This window comes from Luteimonas kalidii (assembly GCF_029887935.1).
Classification (GTDB): Bacteria; Pseudomonadota; Gammaproteobacteria; order Xanthomonadales; family Xanthomonadaceae; genus Luteimonas; species Luteimonas kalidii.
The window spans coordinates 135,672-160,394 of record NZ_JARXRO010000007.1 but is presented as its reverse complement, the minus strand read 5'-3'; the positions used below and the strand labels follow the sequence as shown (position 1 = coordinate 160,394).

General features: G+C 71.2%; 22 protein-coding genes. 11 read left to right on the top strand and 11 right to left on the bottom strand.

Annotation, left to right across the window (positions count from 1 at the left end):
* Positions 1 to 10: 10 nt before the first annotated feature.
* From QFW81_RS01530 to QFW81_RS01520, 3 genes are read left to right on the top strand one after another with little or no spacing between them, the layout of a single operon-like run.
* Positions 11 to 1,048, top strand: a complete 1,038-nt coding sequence (locus QFW81_RS01530) for an SPOR domain-containing protein (RefSeq protein WP_280576797.1) — start codon at positions 11 to 13, stop codon at positions 1,046 to 1,048.
* A 58-nt stretch (positions 1,049 to 1,106) separates the two neighbouring features.
* Positions 1,107 to 2,579, top strand: coding sequence for an amidophosphoribosyltransferase (gene purF / locus QFW81_RS01525; RefSeq protein WP_280576796.1), 1,473 nt, complete (start codon positions 1,107 to 1,109; stop codon positions 2,577 to 2,579).
* Between the two features lie 13 nt (positions 2,580 to 2,592).
* Positions 2,593 to 3,402, top strand: a complete 810-nt coding sequence (locus tag QFW81_RS01520; RefSeq protein WP_280576795.1) for a ferritin-like domain-containing protein — start codon at positions 2,593 to 2,595, stop codon at positions 3,400 to 3,402.
* 90 nt (positions 3,403 to 3,492) lie between these two features.
* Here QFW81_RS01520 and QFW81_RS01515 read toward each other — a convergent pair whose 3' ends face one another.
* Entirely contained in the window at positions 3,493 to 4,248 is a 756-nt protein-coding gene (locus QFW81_RS01515) for a UDP-2,3-diacylglucosamine diphosphatase (RefSeq protein WP_280576794.1), read from the bottom strand.
* Positions 4,249 to 4,513: 265 nt separating this feature from the next.
* On the opposite strand from QFW81_RS01515, the gene gltX reads away from it, so the two are divergent.
* Both gltX and QFW81_RS01505 read left to right on the top strand, forming a co-directional pair.
* Positions 4,514 to 5,920, top strand: coding sequence for a glutamate--tRNA ligase (gene gltX / locus QFW81_RS01510; protein ID WP_280576793.1), 1,407 nt, complete (start codon positions 4,514 to 4,516; stop codon positions 5,918 to 5,920).
* Positions 5,921 to 5,952: 32 nt separating this feature from the next.
* The gene (locus tag QFW81_RS01505) at positions 5,953 to 6,447 is read left to right on the top strand and encodes a transcriptional repressor (RefSeq protein WP_280576792.1); all 495 of its coding nucleotides are present in this window, start codon (positions 5,953 to 5,955) and stop codon (positions 6,445 to 6,447) included.
* Positions 6,448 to 6,546: 99 nt separating this feature from the next.
* On the opposite strand, the gene QFW81_RS01500 is transcribed toward QFW81_RS01505, so the two are convergent.
* Positions 6,547 to 8,796, bottom strand: coding sequence for a TonB-dependent receptor (locus QFW81_RS01500; protein WP_280576791.1), 2,250 nt, complete (start codon positions 8,794 to 8,796; stop codon positions 6,547 to 6,549).
* 81 nt (positions 8,797 to 8,877) lie between these two features.
* On the opposite strand from QFW81_RS01500, the gene QFW81_RS01495 reads away from it, so the two are divergent.
* Positions 8,878 to 9,288: a MerC domain-containing protein gene (locus QFW81_RS01495; RefSeq protein WP_280576790.1), complete on the top strand. Its 411-nt coding sequence runs from the start codon at positions 8,878 to 8,880 to the stop codon at positions 9,286 to 9,288.
* A gap of 112 nt (positions 9,289 to 9,400) precedes the next feature.
* Positions 9,401 to 9,583: a 30S ribosomal protein THX gene (locus tag QFW81_RS01490; RefSeq protein WP_280576789.1), complete on the top strand. Its 183-nt coding sequence runs from the start codon at positions 9,401 to 9,403 to the stop codon at positions 9,581 to 9,583.
* Between the two features lie 85 nt (positions 9,584 to 9,668).
* Here the strand turns inward: QFW81_RS01490 and QFW81_RS01485 are convergent, their stop codons facing one another.
* Genes QFW81_RS01485 through QFW81_RS01475 form a run of 3 tightly spaced genes read right to left on the bottom strand, consistent with a single transcriptional unit; the run spans position 9,669 to position 12,311 of the window.
* Positions 9,669 to 10,886 carry a dipeptidase gene (locus QFW81_RS01485; protein WP_280576788.1) on the bottom strand — a complete coding sequence of 406 codons (1,218 nt, stop codon included), beginning with the start codon at positions 10,884 to 10,886 and terminating at the stop codon, positions 9,669 to 9,671.
* Between the two features lie 14 nt (positions 10,887 to 10,900).
* The gene (gene hutI, locus QFW81_RS01480) at positions 10,901 to 12,148 is read right to left on the bottom strand and encodes an imidazolonepropionase (RefSeq protein ID WP_425603945.1); all 1,248 of its coding nucleotides are present in this window, start codon (positions 12,146 to 12,148) and stop codon (positions 10,901 to 10,903) included.
* The gene (locus QFW81_RS01475; RefSeq protein WP_280576786.1) at positions 12,114 to 12,311 is read right to left on the bottom strand and encodes a hypothetical protein; all 198 of its coding nucleotides are present in this window, start codon (positions 12,309 to 12,311) and stop codon (positions 12,114 to 12,116) included. The genes hutI and QFW81_RS01475 overlap by 35 nt, the downstream gene beginning before the upstream one ends.
* Positions 12,312 to 12,379: 68 nt before the next feature.
* Between QFW81_RS01475 and QFW81_RS01470 the strand changes: the two genes are divergently transcribed.
* Entirely contained in the window at positions 12,380 to 13,630 is a 1,251-nt protein-coding gene (locus tag QFW81_RS01470) for a formimidoylglutamate deiminase (RefSeq protein ID WP_280576785.1), read from the top strand.
* A 142-nt stretch (positions 13,631 to 13,772) separates the two neighbouring features.
* Here QFW81_RS01470 and QFW81_RS01465 read toward each other — a convergent pair whose 3' ends face one another.
* The 3 genes from QFW81_RS01465 to QFW81_RS01455 are packed head-to-tail and all read right to left on the bottom strand — an operon-like array spanning position 13,773 to position 17,177.
* A complete protein-coding gene (locus QFW81_RS01465; protein WP_280576784.1) occupies positions 13,773 to 14,276 on the bottom strand; it encodes a methylated-DNA--[protein]-cysteine S-methyltransferase in 504 nt (167 codons plus the stop codon).
* A complete protein-coding gene (locus QFW81_RS01460) occupies positions 14,264 to 15,847 on the bottom strand; it encodes an AlkA N-terminal domain-containing protein (protein WP_280576783.1) in 1,584 nt (527 codons plus the stop codon). The genes QFW81_RS01465 and QFW81_RS01460 overlap by 13 nt, the downstream gene beginning before the upstream one ends.
* A gap of 49 nt (positions 15,848 to 15,896) precedes the next feature.
* Complete coding sequence (locus tag QFW81_RS01455; RefSeq protein WP_280576782.1) at positions 15,897 to 17,177, bottom strand: alkaline phosphatase family protein; 1,281 nt, start codon at positions 17,175 to 17,177, stop codon at positions 15,897 to 15,899.
* A 459-nt stretch (positions 17,178 to 17,636) separates the two neighbouring features.
* On the opposite strand from QFW81_RS01455, the gene QFW81_RS01450 reads away from it, so the two are divergent.
* On the top strand, positions 17,637 to 17,933 hold the full coding sequence (locus tag QFW81_RS01450; RefSeq protein WP_280576781.1) for a hypothetical protein: 297 nt from the start codon (positions 17,637 to 17,639) through the stop codon (positions 17,931 to 17,933).
* Positions 17,934 to 18,469: 536 nt separating this feature from the next.
* On the opposite strand, the gene QFW81_RS01445 is transcribed toward QFW81_RS01450, so the two are convergent.
* A complete protein-coding gene (locus QFW81_RS01445) occupies positions 18,470 to 19,930 on the bottom strand; it encodes a nitrilase-related carbon-nitrogen hydrolase (RefSeq protein WP_280576780.1) in 1,461 nt (486 codons plus the stop codon).
* A complete protein-coding gene (locus tag QFW81_RS01440) occupies positions 19,914 to 20,495 on the bottom strand; it encodes a TetR/AcrR family transcriptional regulator (protein ID WP_280576779.1) in 582 nt (193 codons plus the stop codon). The genes QFW81_RS01445 and QFW81_RS01440 overlap by 17 nt, the downstream gene beginning before the upstream one ends.
* A gap of 146 nt (positions 20,496 to 20,641) precedes the next feature.
* Here QFW81_RS01440 and hutU point away from each other — a divergent pair, with 146 nt between their 5' ends.
* Positions 20,642 to 22,309 (top strand): urocanate hydratase, encoded by a 1,668-nt coding sequence (gene hutU / locus QFW81_RS01435; protein WP_280576778.1) that lies wholly within the window; start codon positions 20,642 to 20,644, stop codon positions 22,307 to 22,309.
* A 40-nt stretch (positions 22,310 to 22,349) separates the two neighbouring features.
* Here hutU and QFW81_RS01430 read toward each other — a convergent pair whose 3' ends face one another.
* Positions 22,350 to 22,628: a hypothetical protein gene (locus tag QFW81_RS01430; RefSeq protein WP_280576777.1), complete on the bottom strand. Its 279-nt coding sequence runs from the start codon at positions 22,626 to 22,628 to the stop codon at positions 22,350 to 22,352.
* Positions 22,629 to 22,810: 182 nt separating this feature from the next.
* Here QFW81_RS01430 and QFW81_RS01425 point away from each other — a divergent pair, with 182 nt between their 5' ends.
* A complete protein-coding gene (locus QFW81_RS01425) occupies positions 22,811 to 24,655 on the top strand; it encodes a glycoside hydrolase family 2 protein (RefSeq protein WP_280576776.1) in 1,845 nt (614 codons plus the stop codon).
* Positions 24,656 to 24,723 lie beyond the last annotated feature (68 nt).

The following is a 24,723-nucleotide window of genomic DNA, read 5'->3' as shown; positions in this document are numbered from 1 at the left end:
TCGGAACCCGATGGAAGCCGGACTCAAACAGCGCCTGATCGGTGCCGCCGTGCTGGTCGCGCTGGCCGTGATCTTCCTGCCGATGCTGGTCAAGGGGCCGGCCCCCGACAGCGGCGTGTCCGACCTGTCGATGCGCGTCCCCGAGGCGCCCGAGGACGGCTACCGCACCGTCGACCTTCCGCTGGTGGTGCCGGCCGATGCGCCCCGTGGCGGCGTGCTTCCGGTCCCCGAGCCACGCGACGGCGAGCCGCTGCCCACGGTCGATACCGCCACCGCCTCGCCCGACGGCAACGCACTGCCGTCATCGAGTGGCGCAGCGGATCCAGATCGTCAGCTGCATGCGTCCGCGCCCGCCGCGCCCGCCGTCGCAGCGCAGACCGATGACGTCCCTTCACCCTCCGGCGCGAACACCACGCCGCTGCCGGCCACCACGGCCGGCGGCGACTATGCGGTCCACTTCGGCGCATTCTCGAATGCCCGGGACGCGCAGCTGATCGTGCGCCAGCTGGCGGGCGCCGGCCTGACCGCCTATGCAGAACCCTTCACCCTCAACGGACGTCGCGCGCAGCGGGTGCGGCTGGGGCCGTACGCCTCGCGCGAGGCAGCCGAGGTGGTCCGGGTGCGCGCAGCGCAGGTGCGCGACGACGTCAGCCCCCGGGTGGTCGCGCTGGATGCCGACGCCGCCACGCCTGCGAACCCGGCGGCGCCCCCCCGGGCCGCGGTGGCTACTGCGGCCACTGCGGCCGTCGAGTCTCCTGCGTCAGCGAGCGCTACCTCGGCGACTGCCGCGACGCCCCCGCCGGCTGCGGCCGACGTCGGGTTCGCGGTCCAGGTCGGCGCCTTCGCCAGTGCGGCCGATGCCACCCGCCTGCGCGACCGCTTGCGCGGCCAGGGACTTGCCGCGTTCACGGACACGGTCGATACCGACAAGGGACGCCTGACCCGGGTCAAGGCCGGCCCGGTGGCCACCCGCGAGGACGCGGAACGGCTCAAGTCGCAGGTGAAGGCCAGGGCCGGCCTCGACGGACTGGTCCGCGCGCATCCTTGACCGGGCGGGCGACCGCCTCCACTTCGCACGTTCGCCTCAGCCACGGGAATCGCCAGTCATGTGCGGCATCATCGGTATCGTCGCCACCACCGAAGTCGCGACCGCGCTGTACGACGGCCTGACCGTGCTGCAGCACCGCGGCCAGGACGCGGCCGGCATCGCCACCGCCAACGGCACCCAGCTGCGCGTGCACAAGGGCAACGGCCTGGTGCGCGACGTGTTCGATGCGAAGACGATGCGCCTGCTGGAAGGCCGCGTCGGCATCGCCCACTGTCGCTATCCCACCGCCGGCAGCGAGGGCAGCGACGAGGCGCAGCCGTTCTACGTCAATTCGCCCTACGGCATCGCGCTGGCGCACAACGGCAACCTGATCAACACCGACACCCTGCGGCGCGAGGTGTTCGAGCAGGACCGGCGCAACATCAACACCCAGTCCGACTCCGAAGTGCTGCTCAACGTGTTCGCGCACGAGCTCGACAAGAGCCGCACGCTCACCCCCGAAGCCGCGTTCCGCGCGATCGAGGGCCTGGGCCGTCGCGCGCGTGGCGGCTATGCGGCCGTGGCGACCGTGCTGGGCCTGGGACTGGTGGCCTTCCGCGATCCGCACGGCATCCGCCCGCTGGTGCTCGGCAAGCGCGAGACCGATGCCGGCAACGAATACGCGATCGCATCCGAATCGGTGGCGCTCGACATCCTCGGCTTCGAGCGCGTGCGCGACATCGCGCCGGGCGAGGGCGTGGTGGTGACGCCGCGCGGCGAGCTGCACACCCGCCAGTGCAGTGAAGCGGCCGGGCACGCGCCGTGCATCTTCGAATACGTCTACTTCGCCCGCCCGGACTCGATGATCGAGAACATCTCGGTGCACAAGGCGCGCATGCGCATGGGCGTGACCCTGGGCGAGAAGATCCTGCGCCTGCGCCCGGACCACGACATCGACACCGTGATCCCGATCCCCGACACCTCGCGCGATGCCGCGCTGGAGATCGCCAACGTGCTCGGGGTGAAGTACCGCGAGGGCTTCATCAAGAACCGTTACGTCGGCCGCACCTTCATCATGCCGGGACAGGGCGAGCGGGTGAAGTCGGTCAAGCGCAAGCTCAATCCGATCACGCTCGAGTTCCGCAACCGGGTGGTGCTGCTGGTCGACGATTCGATCGTGCGCGGTACCACCTCGCAGCAGATCGTGCAGATGGCGCGAGACGCCGGCGCGCGCAAGGTCTACCTCGCGTCCGCCGCGCCTCCGGTGCGGCATCCGAACATCTACGGCATCGACATGCCGACGCCCGAGGAACTCATCGCGCACGGCCGCACGGAAGAAGAGATCGAACGCATGATCGGCTGCGACTGGCTGGTCTACCAGGATCTGTCCGACCTCGAAACCGCGGTCGCAGGGCCGAAGTTCCCGGGCATGAAGTTCGACAGCTCGTGCTTCAGCGGCGAATACGTGACCGGCGTGGAGCCGGGCTATTTCGAGGGCATCAAGCAGCTGCGGTCGGACGACGCCAAGCGCCAGCGCCGGCTCGCGCTCTGACGGCGACGCCGCGATGGCGACGCTGCTGGAGGCCGCCCGCGAATGCCTGGATGCGGACTCGGTCGACGACAAGCTGGCGTTGACGCATGTGCACGCGGCGGCGTTCGTCCGCGGGGCGCTTCCGGTCCCGGGCGACGCGCCGCCCCCCGATGCCATCCGCATGCCGGGCAGGCCGGCGCGGCCGCAGCTGGTGCATCCGCGCGAGCTGCCGCGCCGCGGCCTGGGCAGCACCGCGGGGCGCGCCGCATTCATCCACGCCATCGCCCACATCGAGCTCAATGCCGTCGACCTGGCCTGGGACGCGGTCTACCGTTTCCGCGGCCTGCCGCCCGGGTACTACGCGGACTGGGTGCGGATCGCGGACGACGAAGCGCGTCACTTCGCCCTGCTGCGCGACCGCCTGCGCGCGCTGGGGCACGAGTACGGCGATTTCGATGCCCACAACGGACTGTGGGAAATGTGCGAGAAGACCGCCGACGACGGGCTGGCGCGCATGGCGCTGGTGCCGCGCGTGCTGGAGGCGCGCGGGCTGGACGTGACGCCGGGGATGATCGTCAAGCTGCGCGCGCTCGGCGACCACGAGACGGTGGCGATCCTCGAACTGATCCTGCGCGAGGAGATCGCGCATGTCGCCGCCGGCAGCCGCTGGTTCCGCTGGTACTGCGCACGCCGCGGCGTCGCGCCCGAGCCCACGTTCCGCGCCCTGCTGGCCGAGTACGCGCGCGCGGTGCTGCACGGCCCGTTCAATGTCGAGGCGCGCACGGCGGCCGGCTTCAGCGAAGAAGAACTGGCCGCACTGATGCAGGTGGAAGGAAGCCGCTGACGCCGCGGGGCGGAAGGTCGAACAGTTTCGCCATTCCTGCCCGGCGGGCGTTGCCGCCTGCGGGCGTCGCGCCAACCCGTGCCACCCGACTCAGCGGCCCGGATCGCCCGCCAGGGGCAGAGCCCGCAGGTCGAACCCTTCGGGGGTCGACGCCAGCACCGAGCCCTGCGTGTACCAGTCGCCGAGCACGATGCGGCGGCGGGGACGTCCCGCCACGGTCAGCGCATGGATCGCGGGACGGTGGGTATGGCCGTGGATCAGCGTGTCCACGCCGTAGCGCAGGAACAGGTCTTCGACCGCGGCCGCGGCGACGTCGGTGATCGCCTCCATGGTCCCGGCCTGCGCCAGTTCGCCCTGGCGCGCGGTGCTGGCGGCGCGCGCCTGCGCGGCGAACGCCAGGCGCGCCTCCAGCGGCTGCGACAGGAACCGCGCCTGCCACTCCGGATCGCGCGTCTGCGCGCGGAACGCCTGGTAGGCCTCGTCGTCGGTGCACAGCGCGTCGCCGTGGCTGAGCAGCACGGGCGCGCCGTCGAGCATGATCACGGCCGGATCCGGCAGGATCGAGAAGCCCGCGCGCGCGGCGTAGGCCTGGCGGAGGAGGAAATCGCGGTTGCCGCGCTGGAAATGGACCGCAACGCCGGCCCCGGCGAGCCCGTGCAGCTTCGAGGCGACATACGCTCCGGTCTCCGATGGATCGTCGTCGCCGACCCAGGCCTCGAACAGGTCGCCGAGGATGTAGAGCGCATCGGACGCGCGCGCCTCGCCGTCCAGGAAGGCACCGAACAGGCGGGTGATGTCCGGGCGCGCCGGATCCAGGTGCAGGTCGGAGACGAACAGCGTGGCCATTTGGGCGATTGTAGGGCGGCGTGCGACGGCGGACGCATGGCGATGGTCACTGTCGCCCGCCCCGGCCCGGATCGGCGCCGAACTGCAGGCGCCAGCCTGTCCCTCCCAGCCTGCGCGACGCGGTGCAGGCCGCGGGGATGCCGCCCGGGTACACCCGGTTGCCAGAGCCGGATCCGATCCGCGCCGCGGGGCGCCGCTGCCTCCTGCCGCGGTCGCCGCGACCGATCCCGGTAAAATGTGCGGTTTCCGCTGCCGAACGCCCTCCATGAGTTGCCGTACCCGCTTCGCCCCCAGTCCCACCGGCTACCTCCACATCGGCGGGGCGCGGACCGCGCTGTACTGCTGGCTGGAGGCGCGCCATCGCGGCGGCGAATTCATCCTGCGCATCGAGGACACCGACCGCGAGCGCAGCACCCAGGCGGCGATCGACGCGATCCTCGACGCGATGGCCTGGCTGGGCCTGGACTACGACGAGGGCCCGATCTACCAGACCCACAGGCTCGATCGCTACCGCGAGGCGGCCGAGCGGCTGGTCGCGGAGGGCAAGGCGTACTACGCGTACGAGTCGAAGGAAGAGCTCGAGGCGATGCGCGAGGCGGCGATGGCGCAGGGCGGGAAGCCGCGCTACAACGGCGCATATCGCGATCGCAACGAAGCCAGGCGCGACGATCCCAACCGCGTGATCCGTTTCAGGAATCCGCTCGACGGCGTGGTCGCGTGGGACGACAAGGTCAAGGGCCGCATCGAGATCTCCAACAGCGAGCTCGACGATCTGGTGATCTTCCGCCCCGACGGTTACGCCACCTACAACTTCGCGGTCGTGGTGGACGACATCGACATGCGCATCACCGACGTGGTGCGCGGCGACGACCACGTCAACAACACTCCGCGCCAGATCAACCTGTACCAGGCGCTGGGCGCACCGGTGCCGGCGTTCTCGCACTTGCCGATGATCCTCGACGAGCAGGGCGCCAAGCTGTCCAAGCGCACCGGCGCGGCCGACGTCATGCAGTACCGCGATGCCGGCTACCTGCCGCACGCGCTGCTCAACTACCTGGTGCGGCTGGGCTGGTCGCATGGCGACCAGGAGATCTTCAGCCTCGCCGAGATGCAGCAGCTGTTCGAACTCGCGGACGTCAACGCCAAGGCCGCACGCCTGGATCCGGCCAAGCTCGGCTGGCTCAACCAGCAGTACCTGAAGACCGACGATCCGGCCGACGTGGCCGGCCACCTGGAATGGCACCTGCGCCAGTGCGGCTACGACCTCGCGCAGGGACCGGCGCCTGCGGATATCGTGGTCGCGTTGCGCGACCGCGTACAGACGCTCAAGGACATGGCCGAACGCGCCGCGGTGTGGTTCGGGCCGCTGGAACAGTACGACGAGGCGGCCGTGGCCAAGCACCTCAAGGCCGGTGCCGATGCGCCGCTGCGCGAGGCGCACGGACGCCTGGCGGCGCTGACGGATTGGACCGTGGACGGCATCGGCGAAGCGCTCCATGCCACCGCCGAGGCGCTGGGGCTGGGCATGGGCAAGGTGGCCCAGCCGATGCGGGTGGCGATCACGGGGAGCCAGGTCAGCCCCGACATCTCGCATACCGTCTACCTCGCCGGGCGCGACCAGGCGCTGCGCCGGATCGAGGCCGCGATCGCACGCGTTCCGGCCGGCGGTTGAGAAGCGGCCGCCGCGGCGCCATCATCAACCTCATGGGCAGGCACGACCACGGCTGCATCGATCCGCACCACCACGTGCACGACGCGCAGGCGTTCGTGCGCGCGGTGGAGCGCGCCTGCCAGGCACGCGGCCTGCGCCTGACGCCGATCCGCGCCCGGGTGCTGCGGCTGATCGCCGGGGCCGGCAGGCCGGTCAAGGCCTACGACCTGCTCGACATGGTGCGCTCGGGCGAGGGCGCCGGGGCCGACGCGCCGCCCACGGTCTATCGCGCGCTGGACTTCCTGCTCGCCAACGGCTTCATCCACAAGCTGCAGTCGGTGAACGCCTTCGTGGCCTGCCACCATCCCGACAGTGCGCAGCATTCGGTGCCGTTCCTGATCTGCGACCGCTGCCACAGCGCGGTGGAACTCGAGGATGCCGAAGTGGTGGCCGCGCTCGACGAACGCGCGCGGGCGCTGGGCTTCGTGCCGCAGGCGCAGACGCTGGAAGTGCACGGCCTGTGCGCGGAGTGCGCCGGCAGGGCATAGCCGTCTTTCCGTGCCGGGGCAGTGGCCGGTGGGCGCGGCATCCGGAGGCGCCCGACGCGCCGCCGGCCGCGGGGCTCGCGGCCGACGGCGGGCTTCCGATCAGAAGAACAACCTGACCCCGGCCGAGACGCTGCGGCCCGGCAGCGGCGCCAGGTCGCGCAGGAACGACGTGTGCGGGCGTGCCTCCTCGTCGAGCAGGTTGTTGCCGTCGACGAACAGTTCCAGCGCGCGTCCGGACGCGGTGTCCAGGTGCCAGGCGAGGTTGGCGTTGACCAGGGTGTAACCCGGCTTCTCGTCCTCGTACCGGGCGACCCGGTCCTGGCGCGCATAGCGGATGGCGCCGAGGCCGGCACGCCACTGGTCGCCTTCCCAGCGCAGTTCAGCGCCGGCGCGCCAGGGTGCGAGCCGCGGCAGGTTGCCGGTCTGCGCGATGTCGACGGTGTAGTCGTGGGCGTGGTCGCCGTGCGGCACCGCGAACGACACCTCGCGCGTGCCGTCTCCGTCCAGGCGTCCGCGGACCGCGTCGCCGAAGCCGCGCAGCGTCCAGCGGCCGGTGCCGTTGTCGAGGAAGGTCCAGCGCACGTCGACCTCACCGCCGGTGAAGCGGGCATCCGACTGGCTCCAGACGTGGGCGGGCGTACCGCCGTCCTCGATGCCGGTGTCGGCGAGGTAGACGAAGTCCTGGTAGTCGACCGCATAGACGGCCGCGCCGAACCGCAGCGGACCACGGTGCCAGTGCAGGCCGATCTCGGCGCGGTTGGCGGTTTCCCGGTCGAGGTCGGGATCGCCGAACTCGTAGCTGCGCGTGGCCACGTGCAGGCCGTTCGAGTAGAGCTCCTCGGCGGTGGGCGAGCGCTGCGCGCGGTCGAGGCCGAACGACAGGTGCAGGTCGTCCCCGAAATGCCAGCGCGCCGCCGCGGACAGGCTGGTGGCGTCGAAATCGCGCGACGGGCCGATCGCCTCGGCTTCGTCGACGTCGATGCGGTTGCGGTCGTGGCGGGCGCCGATCTCGAGGTCGACGCTGGCGAATTCGCGCGTGCCGATCCAGAACAGGCCGACGTCGCGCGAACTGGAGCCGGGGACGAATGCCTCGTCGCCGACGGCCACGAAATCGCGTTCCCATGCCTGCAGCCCGAATGCGCCGTCCCAGCCGGCCCAGCCACGATGCACCAGTTCGGCGCGCAGCTCGGTGCTGTCGTTGTCGAACACGGTGCCGACCGCGTCGCCCTCGTACTCGGTGTGGGTGTACTCGGTGCGCGCGAGCTTCACCCGCAGCGTGTCGAACGCGCCGAGTCCGTCCAGGCCGCCGCGCGCCTCGTAGCGGCGCTGGTCCATGACGATGCGGACGCCGTCCTCGCCGTGTTCGTGCTCCTGTTCCTCGTGCTCGTCCTCATCGTGATCATCATCGTCGTGATCATCGTCATCGCCGTGGTCGTGCCCCTCGTCCTCCTCGGCGTGCGAGTGCCCCGGGACGCCGTAGCGGGTATTGAACAGGCTGACGCCGACACCGAGGAAGCCGCGGTCGCCGACCCAGGACACGCCGAGCGCGGCACTGTCGGTGCGCACGAAGCTGTTGGGCAGGGTGCCGTGGGCTTCTTCTTCCTCGTGGCCATGCCCGTCATCGTGGTCATGGTCATCGTCGTCGCCGTGTTCCGCCTCGCGCAGTGCGGCGCTCTCGGCGTAGCCGGGGATGTCGTAGTCGCCGGTCTCGCGATGCAGTGCGTCGAGGTGGAACACCAGGTTGCCCGAGGCGGAGGTGCCGTCGAGCCGCAGCATGCCGGTCCGCTCGTCGTTGCCGCTGCCGGCGCGCAGTTCCGCGCGGCCCTCCAGCGGCGCCTCGGTCGCGCGTTCGGGGATGCGGCCATCGACCACGTTGACCGCGCCGCCGATCGCGCCGCTTCCGTACAGCAGCGTCGACGGGCCCTTCAGCACCTCGATCTGATCGGCGAGGAAGGGTTCGATCGACACCGCATGGTCCACGCTCACGGTCGATACGTCGCCCGATGCCAGCCCGTCGCTGAGTACCTGCACGCGGGCCCCGTCCAGGCCGCGGATGATCGGACGCCCGACGCCGGGGCCGAAGTAGGACGACTGCACGCCGGGCAGGCGGCTGACCGTCTCGCCCAGGGTTGCCGATTTGGCCTCGTCCAGGCGGCTGCCGGCCAGCACCTCCACCGGGCGCGTCAGGTCCTCGGCCGTCTGCGGCAGCGGCGTGGCCCGGACCACGAGTTCGTCCAGATCCCGGATCTCGGTGTGGCGGGGATCGTCCTGGGCCACGGCGGTGGTGGCTGCGAGGGCGAGCAGGAGGGCGGCGGAGAGGCGGCAACGGGCGGGGAGGGCAGCAGGCATGGGGAACGATGCATCCAAAGGTGACGTGATGTTATAGTATTACGATCTCCTCACGCCTCTTGTGTCAACCTCCCGAACGTCATGTCCCCCCGCCAACGCCACCACTGGCTCGACCGCTTCGGCGCCGCCGGCTCGCTCGCCTGCGCAGCGCATTGCGCGCTGTTGCCGCTGCTGATCGCGGCGCTTCCCTCGCTGGGTCTGGCGATGTGGCTCAGCGACGGGCTCGAGTTCGGCTTCGTGCTGTTCGCCAGCCTGCTGGGCGCCTTCAGCCTGCTGTGGGGGTATCGGCGCCACCGTGCGCTGCGCGCGCTCGGTCTGTTGCTCCCGGGCCTGGCGGTGCTCTGGATCGGCGTGCTGTACAGCCCGCTGCACCACTCGGTGGTGCCGCACGCGGTGGCGATGACCCTGGGCGGCACCCTGGTCGGCCTCGGCCATCTGGTGAACCTGCGGCTCAACCACGGCCACGTCCACGACGCCACCTGCGCGCACTGATCGCGCCCCGGTCCGGCGTCGGGCTGCGTGATAGACTGCGCGGCCTCGCGCAATGGCGCGACGGCCCGCGGGCCGACACATCCAGCGAATTCGAAGATCCAGGAGCACGACGATGGGCAAGGGCGACCGCAAGACCGCCAAGGGCAAGCGCTACACCTCCAGCTATGGCAATGCGCGTCCCAAGGCCGTGGCCAAGGCGAGCGGCAGCGCCGCGGCGCCGGTGGCCAAGGTGGCGAAGACCGCCACCAGGGCGCCCGCCAAGAAGGCGGTGAAGAAGGCGACCAAGGCTGACTGAGCCCGCGTCCCGGCAGGAAAGAAAAGCCCCGCATCGCGGGGCTTTTTTCATGTCGCGGCGGCACGGCCGCGCCGTCGTCGCCGGACTATCGGGCGCTGGCCGCGCCGGCTTCCACCTCGCGCCAGACGCGCAGCAGGTTGCCGCCGAGGATCTTGCGGATGGCATCCTCGTCGTAGCCCCGCGACTGCAGCCCGGCGACCAGGTTCGGGAAATCGGCGACCGAGCGCAGCCCGTCCGCCAGGGCGCCGTCGACGCCGTCGAAATCCGAACCGATGCCGACATGGTCGATGCCGAGCAGCCTGACGCCGTAGTCGATCTGGTCGAGCACCGAGGACAGCGGCGTGGACGGGGTCGGGTGGTCCCGCTCCCAGGCGTCCTCGAAGGCGCGGGCGTCCTCGACGGGCTTTCCGGCCGCCGCGAGCTCGGCGTTGCGGCGGTCGAACTCCGCGCGCGCGCGGAACTGGGCCTGGATGTCGGCCGCGGCCTGCGCATTCACGAACGGGGTGCCGAACGGCACCTGGACCACGCCGCCGCGCTCCGCGATGGCCTTGGCCAGCGCGTCGCTGATGTTGCGCTCGAAGCCGGGGGTGAAGTGGCGGAACGCCGAGTGGCTGGCGATCACCGGTACCGTGCTCAGTTCGATCGCCCGCGCGGCGGCGGGGTCGGAGACATGCGACACGTCGACCATGATCCCGAGCCGGTTCATCTCCGCGATCACCTCGCGCCCGAACGGACTGAGCCCGTTCCACTTGCGCTCCACGCCGTAGGACGAATCGCTGATGCGGTTGGCCGCGCTGTGGGCGAGGGTGATGTAGCGCACGCCGCGGTCGAAGAAGGCCTGCACCTGCGCGATGTCGTCGCCCAGCGGCGCGCCGTTCTCCATGCCCAGCGGCAGCAGCACGCGCCCGCCTTCGCGCAGGCGTTCGACGTCGCCGGGGGAGGTGAGGATGGCGAACCTGTCCGGATGGCGGTGGACCAGCGCCTCGACCGAATCGATCTGCGCGTGCGCGGATTGCCGCGCCCGGCCTTCGGCGTCTTCGCGCGCCGAGGTATAGATCGACATGAAGGCGACATCCAGGCCGCCTTCGCGCGCGCGCGGGTAGTCGAACTCCCGGTCCGGCGCGGCCACGCCGAGATCGGCCCAGCTGGAGGAGAGGATGCCGGGCGCGTCGATGTGGGTGTCGACGATGATCGCGTCGCGGGCGAGCGCGCGTGCCTGCGCGGTGGCGGCGTCGTCCGCCTGGACGGCGGTCGCGGCGAGCGTGGTCGCGAGCGCGAGGGCGAGGGTGGCGCGAAGCGGCATGCGGGTTCTCCGGGTCAGCAAAGACGATGGCCGCCGGCGTGGACGGCGCGGGCCAGCGGTCCGCCGAGCCAGTAGCACAACTCGGCGGGGTGGTCGATGTTCCATTGCACGAAATCCGCGCGCAGTCCAGCGCGCAACGCGCCGCGATCGCCGAGGCCGAGCGCGCGCGCCGCATGCACCGTGGTGCCGCGCAACGCTTCTTCCGGCGTCAGGCGGAAATGCGTGCACGCCAGCTGCATCGCGTGGCGCAGCGACAGCAGCGGCGAGGTACCGGGATTGCAGTCGGTGGCGACCGCCATCGGCACCTGGTGCGCGCGGAACGCATGCAGCGGTGGCAGCTGCGTCTCGCGCAGCACGTGGAACGCGCCCGGCAGCAGCACCGCCACCGTGCCGGCGCGCGCCATCGCGCGGACGCCGTCGGCCGACGTGTGTTCGACATGGTCGGCCGACAGGCCGCCGAACTCGGCGACCAGGGCGGCGCCACCGCCGTCGCTGAGCTGGTCGGCATGCAGCTTCACCGGCAGCCCGAGCGCGCGTGCGGCTTCGAACACGCGCCGCGTCTGCGCGAGGCCGAAGCCGATGCGTTCGGCGAACGCGTCCACCGCATCCACCAGCCCCTCGCCGTGCAACTCCACGAGCCAGTCGCATACCCGGGCCAGATAGTCGTCCGCGCGGTTGGCGTACTCCGGCGGCAACGCGTGCGCGCCGAGGAACGTGGTCCGCACGCCGACGCCCAGCGACTGCCCGATCCGGCGTGCGACCCGCAGCATCCGGCGCTCGTCATCCAGGTCCAGGCCGTAACCGGACTTGATCTCCAGCGTCGTGACTCCGTCGGCGAGCAGCGCGCGTGCGCGCGGAAGCGATTGCGCGAACAACGTGTCCTCGTCCGCCGCGCGCGTGGCACGGACCGTGGACAGGATGCCGCCGCCGCTGCGTGCGATCTGCTCGTAGCTCGCGCCCTCGAGGCGCTGCTCGAATTCGGCCGCGCGATGGCCCGCGAACACCAGGTGGGTGTGGCAGTCCACCAGCCCCGGCGTGACCCAGCCGCCGCCGGCATCGATCACCGAATCGGCGATGCGCTCCGGTGCGTCCGGCAGTGCGGCGCGCGGGCCGACGAAGGTGAAGCGACCGTCGCGCCAGCCGATCGCCCCGTCCTCGATCACCCCATAGCCCGCCTCGCAATCGAGCGTGGCCAGCTGCGCGCCGACCAGCACGCCGTCCCAGGCCTCAGTCACCACCGCCCCCGTCGCCACCGTCGCCATGCGAGCCGCGGTCGTGGTCCGCTCCGCTGCCGCCACCACCGCCATCGCCATTGCGCCGACGGCTGCGCCTCGCCCCCGGCGTGCGCAGGCGTTCGCGGGACTTCAGCACCACCACGGCGACCGCGAGCAGCAGGACGCCGGCGACGGCAAGGGATTCGAACATCGGAGCGGCCTGTGATCGTGGGCGCCAGCGCGGTAGCCTAACGCACTCCCGCCGCACTGCGCCCGCCGATGCCCGGATCGCCCGCGTTCCCGATCGAAGACGTCGCCACCGGCTGGCGGCTGCCTGGCATCGCCAACCTGCATTCCCATGCATTCCAGCGCGCGATGGCGGGACTGGCCGAGCGGCAGACGCATCCGGCCGACTCGTTCTGGACCTGGCGCGAGACGATGTACCGCATGGCCGGGCGCTTCGATCCGGACGCGCTGCACGCGGTGGCCTCGCAGCTGTACGTGGAGATGCTCGAGGCCGGCTACACGACGGTGTGCGAGTTCCATTACCTGCACCATTCGCCCGACGGGGCGCCGTACGCGACTCCCACGGCGATGTCGGACGCGCTGATCGCCGCCGCGCGCGACACCGGCATCCGGCTGACGCTGCTGCCGGTGCTGTACATGACCGGCGGCTTCGACGGCCGTGCGCTGGAATCGCGCCAGCAGCGCTTCGGCCACGACGTCGACGGCTACCTGCGCCTGTTCGAGGCGCTGCATGCCCGCCAGGACGAACAGCTGCGCGTGGGTTGCGCGCTGCACAGCCTGCGGGCGGTGCCGGCGGACGCCATGCGGCAGGTGCTCGACGCGCTGCCGACCGCGACGCGCATCCACGTGCACATTGCCGAACAGCGGGCCGAGGTGGACGACTGCCTCGCTGTCCGCGGCGCGCGTCCGGTCGAGTGGTTGCTGGACAGCGCGCCGGTCGACGCTTGCTGGACGCTGGTGCACGCGACCCACCTCGACGATGGCGAGGTCGCCGGCATCGCGCGCAGCGGCGCCACGGTCGCGGTCTGTCCCACCACCGAGGCCAACCTCGGCGACGGCCTGTTCCGGCTGCGCAACTACCTGGACGCCGACGGTGCCTGGGGCGTCGGCTCGGACTCGCACGTGTCGGTGTCGCCGGTCGAGGAACTGCGCTGGCTGGAGTACGGACAGCGGCTGGCGTCCGGCCGCCGCAACGTTGCCGTGGGAGCCTCCTGCACGAGCGTCGGCGCGACGCTGCTGCGTGGCGTGCTCGACAGCGCGCCGCGCGCCACCGGCTTCGACGATACCGGCGACGATGCGATCGTGCTCGACGGACAGTCACCGCTCCTGGCAGGCGCCACCACCGCCGATGTCGCCGATCGCTGGATCTTCAGCGGCAACTGCCCCGCGCTGCGCGAGGTGCGTGTCGCAGGCCGGCGCGTGGTGGCCGAGGGCCGCCACCCGGACCGCGAGGCGATCGCGGCGCGCTACGCCGCGGTGCTGCGCGACAAGTTGCTGGCCTGAGCGCGGCCTCCGGCACGCAGCCTCGATCCGGTTCGCGCGCTCGTGTACCGGCAACCGCGGGCGGTCCCTGCCGTCGCAGACCGTGCAAGCCCGCGGAGCGCCCGATGGCCTGCTCCAGAGGCCGGTCTGGTGCAGAGCAGGCTTATCCGAACAGCCGCGCTTCCCGCGGCAGGGCACCCTCAAGTGCGAGCAGGTAGTGCTTGGTGGGCAGGCCTCCGCCGAAACCCGTCAGCGCGCCATCCGCGCCGATGACGCGGTGGCAGGGCAGCACGATCGGCAGCGGATTGCGACCGTTCGCCGCGCCGACCGCGCGCGATGCCGACGGCCTGCCGACGCGCGTGGCCAGCTGCGCGTAGCTGATGGTCTCGCCGTACGGGATCGACGCCAGCGTCGTCCACACCGTGCGCTGGAAATCGGTCCCGCGCGGCGACAAGGGCAGATCGAAGCTGCGGCGTTCGCCGGCGAAGTATTCCTCCAGCTGTGTGCGTGCCCGTTGCAGCATCGCGCTGTCGCCCGGCTGCCAGTCGCCATCGCGGCGCACCGGGTGGCGGTTGTCGCGGAATTCGATCGCGCGCAGCCCGGCGTCGTCCGCGGCGACGAACAGCGGGCCGACGGGGCTGTCGATGAAGGTGGTCAGGACATGCATGCAGGCCTCCGGCGCGACGGGCGCGCGGCTTTGGGGGACGGGGAGGGGCGCGCCGACGCCGTTGACAACGCCGCATCGCGCCACAGCTGGATCACGCCGTAGGCGCGCCACGGCCGCCAGTGCTCGGCGCGCGCGCGGACCTCGGCCGCGGACAGCCGGCCGCCGGCGTCGTCTGCGGCGCCGGGGACGGGCGCGAGCTGCCGTTGCAGCACCAGATCGCCGTCGGGGCATGCGTCCGGGTGGCCGAGCGCGCGCATCGCGATGTACTGCGCGGTCCATGCGCCGATGCCGGGCAGCGCAGTCCAGCGCCGGACGAAGTCGTCCAGCGTGTGCTCGGCGTTGAAGTCGACCCGCCCTTCCACGACGGCCCGCGCGATCGCGCGGATCGTGGCCGCGCGGGCGGTGGTGAGTCCGAGCCCCGACAGATGCGCCTCGGCCAGTCCTTCGGCGCTCGGGAACAGATGGGTCAGGCCTTGCGCCGCGAACGCGTCCGGGAGCGGGGTGCCGAAGCGCTGGCCGAGGCGCGCGGTGAGGGTGCGCGCGGCGGCGACGCTGACCTGCTGCCCGATCACCGCGCGCGTGGCGATCTCGAACCCGTCCCAGCCGCTGGGCAGGCGCAGGCCGGGCCGCCGCCGCACCAGCGTGCGCAGGCGCGCGTCGCGGGACAGCGCGGCGTTGATCGCGACCGGATCGGCATCCAGGTCGAACATGCGCCGCACGCGCTCGACCAGCGGCAGCAGGCGCGATGGCGGGCAGCCATGCACCTCGAGCTTCAGTGCGTGCGCCGGCCCGTTGCGATCGTCGTCGCCGGTCCCGCGCCACGCGGACACGCGCAGCCAGCCCGGGGCATCGGCGTCTCCGAATACGCGCAGGTACGCGCCGGTCCCGACGCGTTCGACACCCGGCAGCGCGCGGCCACGCAGGAACTCGAGCATCGCGTCGAAATCGTAGGGCGGCCGGTAACCCAGGCGCAGGGCGAGCCCCTCATCGCCGGCGTCACGGGGGCGCCGCCGCAACTCGCGGGGCGCCATGCGGTAGGCGGCGCGGAAGGCATCGTTGAAGCGCCGCAGGCTGCCGAATCCGGCGGCCAGCGCGACCTCGGTGATCGGGAGCGGGGTATCCGTGAGCAACTGCTTGGCGAACAGCAGGCGGCGCGTGCCGTGCACGCCGATCGGCGCCGCGCCGAGGCGGTCGACGAACAGCCGCCGCAGTTGCCGCTCGCCCACGTGCACGCGCTCGGCCAGGGCGGACAGCGGCTGTTCGGCGAGCAGGCCCTGGTCGATCAGCTTGAGCGCGCGCGCCACGGTGTCGTCGCCGCGGCGCCAGGTCCCGTCGGCCGGCGAGAGCTCGGGGCGGCAGCGCAGGCAGGGCCTGAATCCGGCGGCCTCGGCGGCCGCGGCGTTCGCGTAGTAGCGCACGTTGCGCGGCTTCGGAGCCGGCGCGGGGCAGGTGGGGCGGCAGTAGATGCCGGTACTGGACACCGCGGTGAAGAACAGCCCGTCGAAGCGCGGGTCGCGGCTCAGGCGCGCCTGTTCGCAGATCGCGGCATCGGGCAGGGAGGTGTTCGACATGGGCGCAGTCTAGCGCCGCCGTCCGGCCGGAACTCGCCGTTTTCGGACATCAATGCGCAGGATGGTCCTTCCGGTCCGCACGCCTGGTGGGCGGGTCGCGCAGCGCCGGCAGGAGGGTGTCTGGATCGCCGTCGTTCGGCACCGGCGGCACACCTACCAGCCGCGCCAGCAGCGGGTAGACATCCACGTTGTCGAACCCGTGCAGGGTGGCACCGCGACGGAACGACGGTCCGTTGGCGATGAAGATGGCGCGCATCTGCGGCGCGTCGGGGTCGAAGCCGTGCGAGCCGCGGGTTCCGGCAGGCCTTCGTGCGGCGTGTTCGCGCGGCAGCGCATCCCAGCCGACGTCCATCTGGCACACGATCGGCGGCACGCGCGGATGCAGGCCGTAATGCCAGCGGGCGGGCATCGCGTCGCGCCGCCAGCACTGGTAGTGCGAGTGACGTCCGAGCAATGCCTGCTCGGCCTCTGCCGTGCGGCCGGCGACCGGTCGGAAGCCCACCACCTGGCCGGACGTCACCATGCTGGCGAGGGCAGGCGTCACCATGTCCTCGACCAGCACGACGTGGCCGTCGACCACCTCCGCCATGCCGTGGTCGGAGACGATCACCAGGTCCACTTCGTCGCGCACGCCGGCCGCCTCGAGGCCGTCGACCAGCCGTCCGATGGCCGCATCGATCATGCGCATCGTCTTGCGCAGCTGCGGCGAATCCGGCCCATGCGCGTGGCCCGCGCTGTCGGGATGCTCGAAGTAGAGCGTCGCGAAGCGGGGACGACGCGCAGCGGGAGCGTCCAGCCATTCGACGACCATATCGACGCGGGTATCGACCGGTCGCGTGTGGTCGAACGCATGCCAGCGCGCCGGACGCACCCCGCGCACCGGCGCTTCGCTGCCCGGCCACGAGAGGGTGGCGGTGGCGAGCCCCGCGCGCTCCGCCGTGACCCAGAGCGGCTCGCCGCCCCACCAGCGCCCGTCGCCGACGGCATCGCGGTCGGCCAGACGGAAACGTCCGAGGTCGTCGTCGTGCATCGTGTTGTGGACGATGCCGTGACGGTCGGGTCGAAGCCCGGTCACGATAGTGTAGTGATTGGGGAACGTCAGCGAGGGGTACGAAGGCCGCATCCATTCGGCGCGTACGCCCGCTCGCGCGAGCCGGTCCAGCCGGGGCGTATCGCCGCGGCCGAGGTAGTCGGGATGTACGCCGTCGAGCGACACCAGCAGGACGCTGCGCACGGCGTCGTGCGGGCTGGGCGGGAAGGATGGCGAAGTGGCGCAGGCTGCGAGCCAGATCAGCGCGACCAGCGCGCCGGCACGGTGCAATCGGATCATCCGCCGATGATACGGGTGGATGTGACAGGCACGGTATCACCGGATCCGGGGGCTCCGGCAGCGCACGCAGCGCGTCAGTCCGGTGCTGCATGCGACTGTGTCAGGCATGCGTGGCGCGGCAGCGGGCGCATCGCGCGCGTGCGAAGCATCGGGGTCCAGGTCGGCCTCGGCCGCAGGGAATCGAGGGTCAGGCGGTCATCGTTCGCGGAAGCGCCGCAGAGTGAGGGCGCGCAGGATCGGTATCGCCCTGGTGGGATGCGTCCGGCATGAAGGCGGGATCTCTGCGTATTCAGCCGCCGCATGCGGTTGGGACAGGTCCGCTGACAGCGGTCTGAACCACGACGGTCCTGCGCGTTGAATCCGGGAGTGCGGGGCGTATCGTAACGGGTGGCCGATTCGGCCGACTGCCACGCAGGTGCTCCCATGAACCTTCGCCGCCTTCATCGTTCCCGTCCTTCCATGCTCGCCGCGCTCATGGTGGCACTGGCTTGCGCCGCCGTTCCGGCCGCTGCCTGGGCGCAGGACGAGGAGCCCGAGGAAGCCGGACGCGCCGTGGTCAAGAAGGACGATCCGGACGACCGCTTCTGCATCCGCGAAACCGGCTCGCGCATCGTCGTCACGCGCAACCGCGGCAAGAGCGCCGACCAGGAATGCGTGAGTGCCGCGGGACGCGTGTATACCCGCGAGGATATCGAGAGCACCGGCTCGGCGGACGTGCGCGACGCGCTGCGCAGGCTGGACCCCTCGATCCGCTGATCGGCTTCGGACGGCGGCGACCAGGCCGGGCTGCCTGGTCCCCGCTCACTGCCAGGTCGCACGGCTGGTCTGGGCCGGATGACATTGATGGGTCGGACTCCGCCGGATCCCGTACGCCTGGCGGAAGGGCAACAGAAGCGCGAACTGCGACGGCATTGACCCTGGGGTCCCGGGTGCGCTTCGCTTACCCGGGCTACGCGCCCGGCGATACGGGCGGCTTCTTCCGCGAGCATCCGGAACGTTCGCGATGACAAGGCCGTAGCCCGGATAAGGCCGCAGGCCGCATCCGGGGCGCGCGATTGTAGGGGCGGCTTCTCGCGTGTATCCGGGACAGTCGCGACGATGGAGCCGTAGGCCGGACAAGGCCGCAGGCCGCAACCCGCAGGCCTCATGATCGCCGAAGCCGTCCGTCGCATCGGCGCGCCGTCGCCGTAGCGCATGAGCGCGGCGCGCCTGTGCAGGCGACCGGTCGAGTCGTCGGGCTGGACCCGACGCACGGCATCGTCCGGCCTGGTGCGGCCGCCGCCTGCCCCGGGCTATCGGCCTGCCGCGTCCGCAACGGGCCTGCCACGCATGCGCACCGCTCCGAACGCCAGCAACGTGGCCAGCGCGAGGCAGAGGATGGCGAACGCATCGCCCCACAGGCGGTAGGGCGTCCGCGTGTCGCGCAGCGGCAGGTCCGCCACCAGGGACACGGGCTCGGCCACGCCGGCCGCGGAGGCTTCCGCCACGACCCGTCCGCGGTCGTCGCTGAGCGTGAGGTCTCCGTTCCGCGCCGTACGCGCCATGGCGAATCCGCCCTCGACGCCGCGCATCACCGCCATGCGCCCATGCATCCAGGCGTCGACGTCGAAGTCCCAGGCCGGCACCAGCAGCAGCTGCACATCGCGCCGGGCGTAGGCCAGGCCGGTCGACGTGAAATCCAGATCCTTGCAGATCGCAACGCCCGTGCGTGGCGATCCGGGCAGGATGGTGCGCACGGTGCCCCGCGTGTAGCGGTCCTCGAACACGGGGATGAAGTGGTGCTTGTAGTAGGGCACCGGCTGCGTGGCGCGGGGTTCGAACAGCAGCGCCGCGTTGTGCAAACGGGCGGGATTGCTGTGGTCCTCGACGCCCATCAGCACGCGTACGCCACGCCGATCCGCCAACGCCTGCAGCGCGGGAATCGAGTGCGTGCGCACCAGCAGCGAGGATTCCGGGGCCACCAGCAGCTGTGCACCGTCGTCGACGAGGCGTTCCATCCGCGCGACGTAGGCGTCGAGCACGCGCTGGCCGTCCGCGGTGTCGAGCTCGGCCTCGTTGCCGCCGCGTGTCCCGATGCTGACCAGGCCGACGCGCAGGTCTTTGACCGGCTCGTCGGCCTGCAGGCGCCATGTGCCGTATCCGAGCGCCACCACCACCAGCGCGGCCGACACCGTCGCGGCGCGCCATCGCGCGTGCCGTGTGCCGGCAGGCAGGGTGACCATGACGATCACCGCCGCGAACAGCCAGACGAGGAAACCGACACCCCACAGCCCGGTCACTGCGGCGACCTGCAGCACGGGCAGCGCCTCCATCTGCGAATAGGCGATATGGCCGTACGTGCCGTGGGGCGAGGTGGCCGCCGCCAGCCACGACAGCCCGGTGGCCGTCAGCGGCAGCGAGAACGTCGCCGCCAGCGGCCGGCCGCCGCGCGCCAGCACACGGAACAGCAGCACGGGCGGCAGCATCAGCAGGGCCGGCGTGAGCACGATCTGCACGCAGGCCGCCAGCGGCAGGCGGATCACCTCGTGCACGTAGGTCCACAGGGTCATGCCACCCAGTCCGAACGCCAGCACCGTGGCCAGCGCCGAGGGAAGGGCGCGCGCGCGTACGACATAGGCCAGCAGGGGCACCGGCGCCAGCCATGCGGCCCACCACAACGGCTGCAGGCCCGCGGCCAGCCACCAGAGCGCGGCCGTGCCTGCCACGGCGATCGGAGCGGCCCAGCGCGGCAGAAGATCAGGCTTTGAGGCCATCGAGCAGTCTCCCCAACGAGTCACGGTAGAACGCCTGGAAGCGGCGTGCGTCGAAGCTGAAGCGGCCGGCGCGATAGAGCGCGACGAGTCCGTGCGAGTGCGCCCACAGCGTCATCGCGATGTCCCAGGCGTCTCCGGTGCGCAGGGCGCCGATGTCCTGCGCTTCCACCACCGCGTCGTGCACCACGTTGAGCGTGGGCGACCGGCGCGCGCGGAAGTCCTCGGGAAACCGGCGCGCGTCCTCGCGGCGCACGGAGAACGCATGGTCGAACAGGTGCGGATGGGCGATCGCGTAGTCGAGGTAGATCATCTGGATCGCGATCAGCTGCGCGATCGGATCGCCTCCGGACTTGCGCGCGGTCCAGTGGTGGGCGATCTCGTTGAAGCTGTCGTCGCTGATGCGCTTGAGCAGCGCATCGCGGTTCGGGAAGTGGCGGTAGATCGCCATCGCGGTGATGCCCACCGCCTCCGCGACCCGTCGCATGCTGACCGCCTCCGGCCCCTCGTCCTCGAACAGGGCGCGGGCAGCCTGGATGATCTGTCGGGCGGTATCGGGTCGAGCCATGTATACAGTGTATACATGGAGTGCGGATTCGCGCAACCGGTGGCGGCCGGAGCGGCTGGAGGGGGCGTTCGCGGTCGGGCGCGGGTGGCCAGCCGCCGGTGCGCGGCGCACACTTTCTCCCTCACCCGAGACGCAGCTGCCGCCCGATGACCGATCTCCGCCACGACGCCTCCCGCACGATCCGCGCTCCGCGCGGCGAGACCCTGAGCTGCCGCAGCTGGCTCACCGAAGCGCCGTACCGGATGCTGCAGAACAACCTCGACCCGGAGGTCGCCGAACGCCCGCAGGATCTGGTGGTCTACGGCGGCATCGGTCGTGCCGCGCGCGACTGGGCCTGTTTCGATGCGATCCTCGCGACGCTGCGCACCCTTGGCGACGACGAAACCCTGCTGGTGCAGTCCGGCAAGCCGGTGGGCGTGTTCCCGACGCATGCCGATGCGCCGCGCGTGCTGATCGCCAACTCCAACCTGGTGCCGCACTGGGCCACTTGGGAGCACTTCGACGAGCTCGATCGCAAGGGCCTGATGATGTACGGCCAGATGACGGCCGGCTCCTGGATCTACATCGGCTCGCAGGGCATCGTGCAGGGCACCTACGAGACGTTCGTGGAGATGGGCCGCCAGCATTACGGCGGCAGCCTGAAGGGACGATGGATCCTGACCGCCGGCTTGGGCGGCATGGGCGGAGCGCAGCCGCTGGCCGCCTCGCTGGCCGGGGCCTGCTCGCTGACCATCGAATGCCGCCAGAGCAGCATCGATTTCCGCCTGCGCACGCGCTACGTGGACGAGCAGGCCGACGACATCGACGACGCGCTCGCGCGCATCGACAGGTACACGAAGGCAGGCGAGGCGAAATCCATCGCCCTGCTGGGCAATGCGGCCGAGATCCTGCCTGAGCTGGTGCGGCGCGGTGTACGGCCCGATTGCGTCACCGACCAGACCAGTGCGCACGACCCGGTGCACGGCTACCTGCCGGTCGGCTGGACCGTCGAACAGTGGCTGGAGCAACAGAAGGCGGATCCGGAGCGTGTGCGCGATGCCGCCAAGCAGTCGATGCGCGTGCACGTCGAGGCGATGCTGGCGTTGCATGCGCGAGGCATCCCGACGGTCGACTACGGCAACAACATCCGGCAGATGGCGAAAGACGAAGGCTGCGCCAATGCCTTCGATTTTCCGGGCTTCGTCCCCGCCTACGTGCGCCCGCTATTCTGCCGCGGCATCGGCCCGTTCCGCTGGGTCGCGCTGAGCGGCGATCCCGAGGACATCTACAGGACCGACGCCAGGGTCAAGGAACTGATTCCCGACGATGCGCACCTGCATCGCTGGCTGGACATGGCGCGCGAGCGCATCAGCTTCCAGGGCCTGCCCGCACGCATCTGCTGGGTCGGCCTGGGCCAGCGCCACAAGCTGGGCCTGGCGTTCAACGAGATGGTGCGTACCGGCGAGTTGAAGGCGCCGGTGGTGATCGGTCGCGACCATCTCGACAGCGGCAGCGTGGCCTCGCCCAATCGCGAGACCGAGGCGATGCGCGACGGCAGCGACGCGGTCAGCGACTGGCCGCTGCTCAACGCCATGCTCAACGTCGCCGGTGGCGCAACCTGGGTGTCGCTGCACCACGGCGGAGGCGTCGGCATGGGCTACAGCCAGCACAGCGGCGTGGTGATCGTGTGCGACGGCACGCCCGAAGCCGACCGCCGGATCGCGCGGGTGCTCTGGAACGATCCGGGCACCGGCGTGATGCGGCATGCGGATGCGGGCTACGACATCGCCGAGGCCTGCGCGCGCGAGAACGGCTTGAACCTGCCGATGCTGTGAGCGCCGCGCCGGAGGCGGGCGCGATGTCCTGCGGTGCTGCTCAGGTATCGCCGCTCTCGCGCGGCGCCGCGCCGGGCACCGCATCGCTGCGGACGTCGTCGGCGAAGGACCGCCCGCTGGCATCCCGGTCGCCGGGTTCCTCGTCCAGTTCCGGATCAAGCAGGTTGCCAGGGTCGTCGACACCGATGTCTTCCAGCGCGGCGCGTGATCTCGGATCCCTGAGAACCGGACCGCCGCGTTCCTGACCGGGTGCGCCGGCGTCGCCGGTACGCGCCTCGTCTTCGGGTGGATCGGGTCGGGTGGGATTGGCCTTGGCCATGGCAGGCTCCTCTCGGGTGAGGGGAAACCCTGGCACGCAGCGCGGCAAGAGCGCGTCAACCGCCGGCACGGCCAGGATGGCTGCGCACGCGCCCACGTCGCAGCCGCCCGCGGCATGCAGGCCGCCAGTCAGGCGCGCGCTATGCTGTGCGCGGGCTCGGCGGGCGAGGGGACGGGGCGGACATGGTGATCGGCACGCGCTGGCTGCAGGCCCTGGCTTTGCTGTTGTGCGTCTGCGGAGTCCGCGCGGACCCCGGGGACATCCTCCAGGTCCACGCCCGCGACGCGATCCGGCTGGACGGAGAGTGGCGGGCGATCGTCGATCCCTACGAGAACGGCTACTACGATTACCGCTACCAGCCCTTCGACCAGCGCGAGGAGCCGCCGGCCGGCGCCTTCTTCACCGATGCCAAGCCGCGCCAGCCGTGGGAGCTGGTCGAATACGACTTCGACCGGTCCCGCACGCTGCAGGTGCCGGGCGACTGGAACACGCAGGACCCGAAGCTGTACTACTACGAAGGCAGCGTGTGGTACCGGCACACCTTCGACGCGCCCGCGCGGCGGGACGACGATCGCGTCTTCGTCCATTTCGGCGCGGTGAACCATCGCGCGGATGTCTATCTCAACGGCCGCAAGCTGGGCGTGCACGAAGGCGGCTTCACGCCGTTTCACTTCGAAGTCACCGGCAGGCTCCGTCCCGGCGGCAATTCACTGGTGCTGAAGGTCGACAACAAGCGCCGCGCCGATGCGGTGCCGACCCTGAACACCGACTGGTGGAACTACGGTGGCATCACGCGCCCGGTGTCGCTGCTGGTGGTGCCGGCAGTGTTCGTGGGCGACTACCGCCTGGCGCTGGACTCGCTCGACGATCGCGAGGTCGCCGCCAGCGTCCAGCTCGACGGCGCGCGCGGCGGAGAGCAGGTCACGCTGGCGTTGCCGGAACTGGGCATCCACGAAACCGTCGCCGCGGACGCGAGCGGCCGCGCGGACTTCCGCTTCCGCGCGCCAGACGCCGAGCTGTGGTCCCCGGAGAACCCGCGGCTGTACCGTGTGGACGTCTCCAGCGGGGACGACCGCCTGGCCGATCGCGTCGGCCTGCGCACGATCGGGACGCGCGGCAAGACACTGCTGCTCAATGGCGCGCCGGTGTTCCTGCGCGGCATTTCGATCCACGAGGAATTCGCGGTCGACGGCGGCGGCCGCGTGCGCGATGCGGCGCAGGCGCGCCAACTGCTGCTGTGGGCGAAGCAACTGGGCTGCAACTTCGTCCGCCTGGCGCACTATCCGCACAGCGAGGACATGGTGCGCCTCGCAGACGAACTCGGGCTGATGGTGTGGTCGGAGATTCCCGTCTACTGGACGATCGACTGGGAGAACGAATCCACCTACCGCAATGCCGAGGCGCAGCTCGAAGCGATGATCCGGCGCGACCGCAGCCGCGCGTCGGTGATCGTGTGGTCGCTGGCCAACGAAACGCCGGTGTCGCCGGCGCGCAACCGCTTCCTCACCCGACTGGCCACGGCTGCGCGCGCTCTGGACGACACCCGCCTGCTGAGCGCGGCGATGGAGAAGCACTACCGCGACGACGACCCCGATGTCGCGGTGGTCGAGGACCCGCTGGCGGAGCTGGTGGACCTGGTCAGCTTCAACCAGTACATCGGCTGGTACGACGGCCGGCCGGAGAAGGCCGACCGCGTGCGCTGGGAGATCCCGTACGACAAGCCCGTGTTCGTCAGCGAGTTCGGCGCTGGGGCGCGCCACGGCCGGCACGGGGCCGCGCACGAGATCTGGAGCGAGGAATACCAGGAAGACCTCTACCGCAGGACGCTGCCGATGCTCGATCGCATCGATGGATTCGTCGGCACGTCGCCGTGGATCCTGGTCGACTTCCGTTCGCCCCGGCGGCAGCTGGCGGGGATCCAGGACGAGTTCAACCGCAAGGGGCTGCTGTCCGAGACCGGCGAACGCAAGAAGGCCTGGTTCGTGCTGCAGGACTACTACCGGCGCAAGGCCAAAGGGACGCACTGAGGCAAGGGGCTGCGCGGGTGCGATCGCGTGTCCACGCCTCGTGCCGGAAGCGGGGCGCCCGCGGTAAC

Coding starts and splice junctions, on each gene's coding strand:
- QFW81_RS01530 (WP_280576797.1), top strand. CDS start 11: ATGGAAGCCGGACTCAAACAGCGCCTGATCGGTGCCGCCGTGCTGGTC.
- purF (WP_280576796.1), top strand. CDS start 1,107: ATGTGCGGCATCATCGGTATCGTCGCCACCACCGAAGTCGCGACCGCG.
- QFW81_RS01520 (WP_280576795.1), top strand. CDS start 2,593: ATGGCGACGCTGCTGGAGGCCGCCCGCGAATGCCTGGATGCGGACTCG.
- QFW81_RS01515 (WP_280576794.1), bottom strand. CDS start 4,248: ATGGCCACGCTGTTCGTCTCCGACCTGCACCTGGATCCGGCGCGCCCG.
- gltX (WP_280576793.1), top strand. CDS start 4,514: ATGAGTTGCCGTACCCGCTTCGCCCCCAGTCCCACCGGCTACCTCCAC.
- QFW81_RS01505 (WP_280576792.1), top strand. CDS start 5,953: ATGGGCAGGCACGACCACGGCTGCATCGATCCGCACCACCACGTGCAC.
- QFW81_RS01500 (WP_280576791.1), bottom strand. CDS start 8,796: ATGCCTGCTGCCCTCCCCGCCCGTTGCCGCCTCTCCGCCGCCCTCCTG.
- QFW81_RS01495 (WP_280576790.1), top strand. CDS start 8,878: ATGTCCCCCCGCCAACGCCACCACTGGCTCGACCGCTTCGGCGCCGCC.
- QFW81_RS01490 (WP_280576789.1), top strand. CDS start 9,401: ATGGGCAAGGGCGACCGCAAGACCGCCAAGGGCAAGCGCTACACCTCC.
- QFW81_RS01485 (WP_280576788.1), bottom strand. CDS start 10,886: ATGCCGCTTCGCGCCACCCTCGCCCTCGCGCTCGCGACCACGCTCGCC.
- hutI (WP_425603945.1), bottom strand. CDS start 12,148: ATGGCGACGGTGGCGACGGGGGCGGTGGTGACTGAGGCCTGGGACGGC.
- QFW81_RS01475 (WP_280576786.1), bottom strand. CDS start 12,311: ATGTTCGAATCCCTTGCCGTCGCCGGCGTCCTGCTGCTCGCGGTCGCC.
- QFW81_RS01470 (WP_280576785.1), top strand. CDS start 12,380: ATGCCCGGATCGCCCGCGTTCCCGATCGAAGACGTCGCCACCGGCTGG.
- QFW81_RS01465 (WP_280576784.1), bottom strand. CDS start 14,276: ATGCATGTCCTGACCACCTTCATCGACAGCCCCGTCGGCCCGCTGTTC.
- QFW81_RS01460 (WP_280576783.1), bottom strand. CDS start 15,847: ATGTCGAACACCTCCCTGCCCGATGCCGCGATCTGCGAACAGGCGCGC.
- QFW81_RS01455 (WP_280576782.1), bottom strand. CDS start 17,177: ATGATCCGATTGCACCGTGCCGGCGCGCTGGTCGCGCTGATCTGGCTC.
- QFW81_RS01450 (WP_280576781.1), top strand. CDS start 17,637: ATGCTCGCCGCGCTCATGGTGGCACTGGCTTGCGCCGCCGTTCCGGCC.
- QFW81_RS01445 (WP_280576780.1), bottom strand. CDS start 19,930: ATGGCCTCAAAGCCTGATCTTCTGCCGCGCTGGGCCGCTCCGATCGCC.
- QFW81_RS01440 (WP_280576779.1), bottom strand. CDS start 20,495: ATGGCTCGACCCGATACCGCCCGACAGATCATCCAGGCTGCCCGCGCC.
- hutU (WP_280576778.1), top strand. CDS start 20,642: ATGACCGATCTCCGCCACGACGCCTCCCGCACGATCCGCGCTCCGCGC.
- QFW81_RS01430 (WP_280576777.1), bottom strand. CDS start 22,628: ATGGCCAAGGCCAATCCCACCCGACCCGATCCACCCGAAGACGAGGCG.
- QFW81_RS01425 (WP_280576776.1), top strand. CDS start 22,811: ATGGTGATCGGCACGCGCTGGCTGCAGGCCCTGGCTTTGCTGTTGTGC.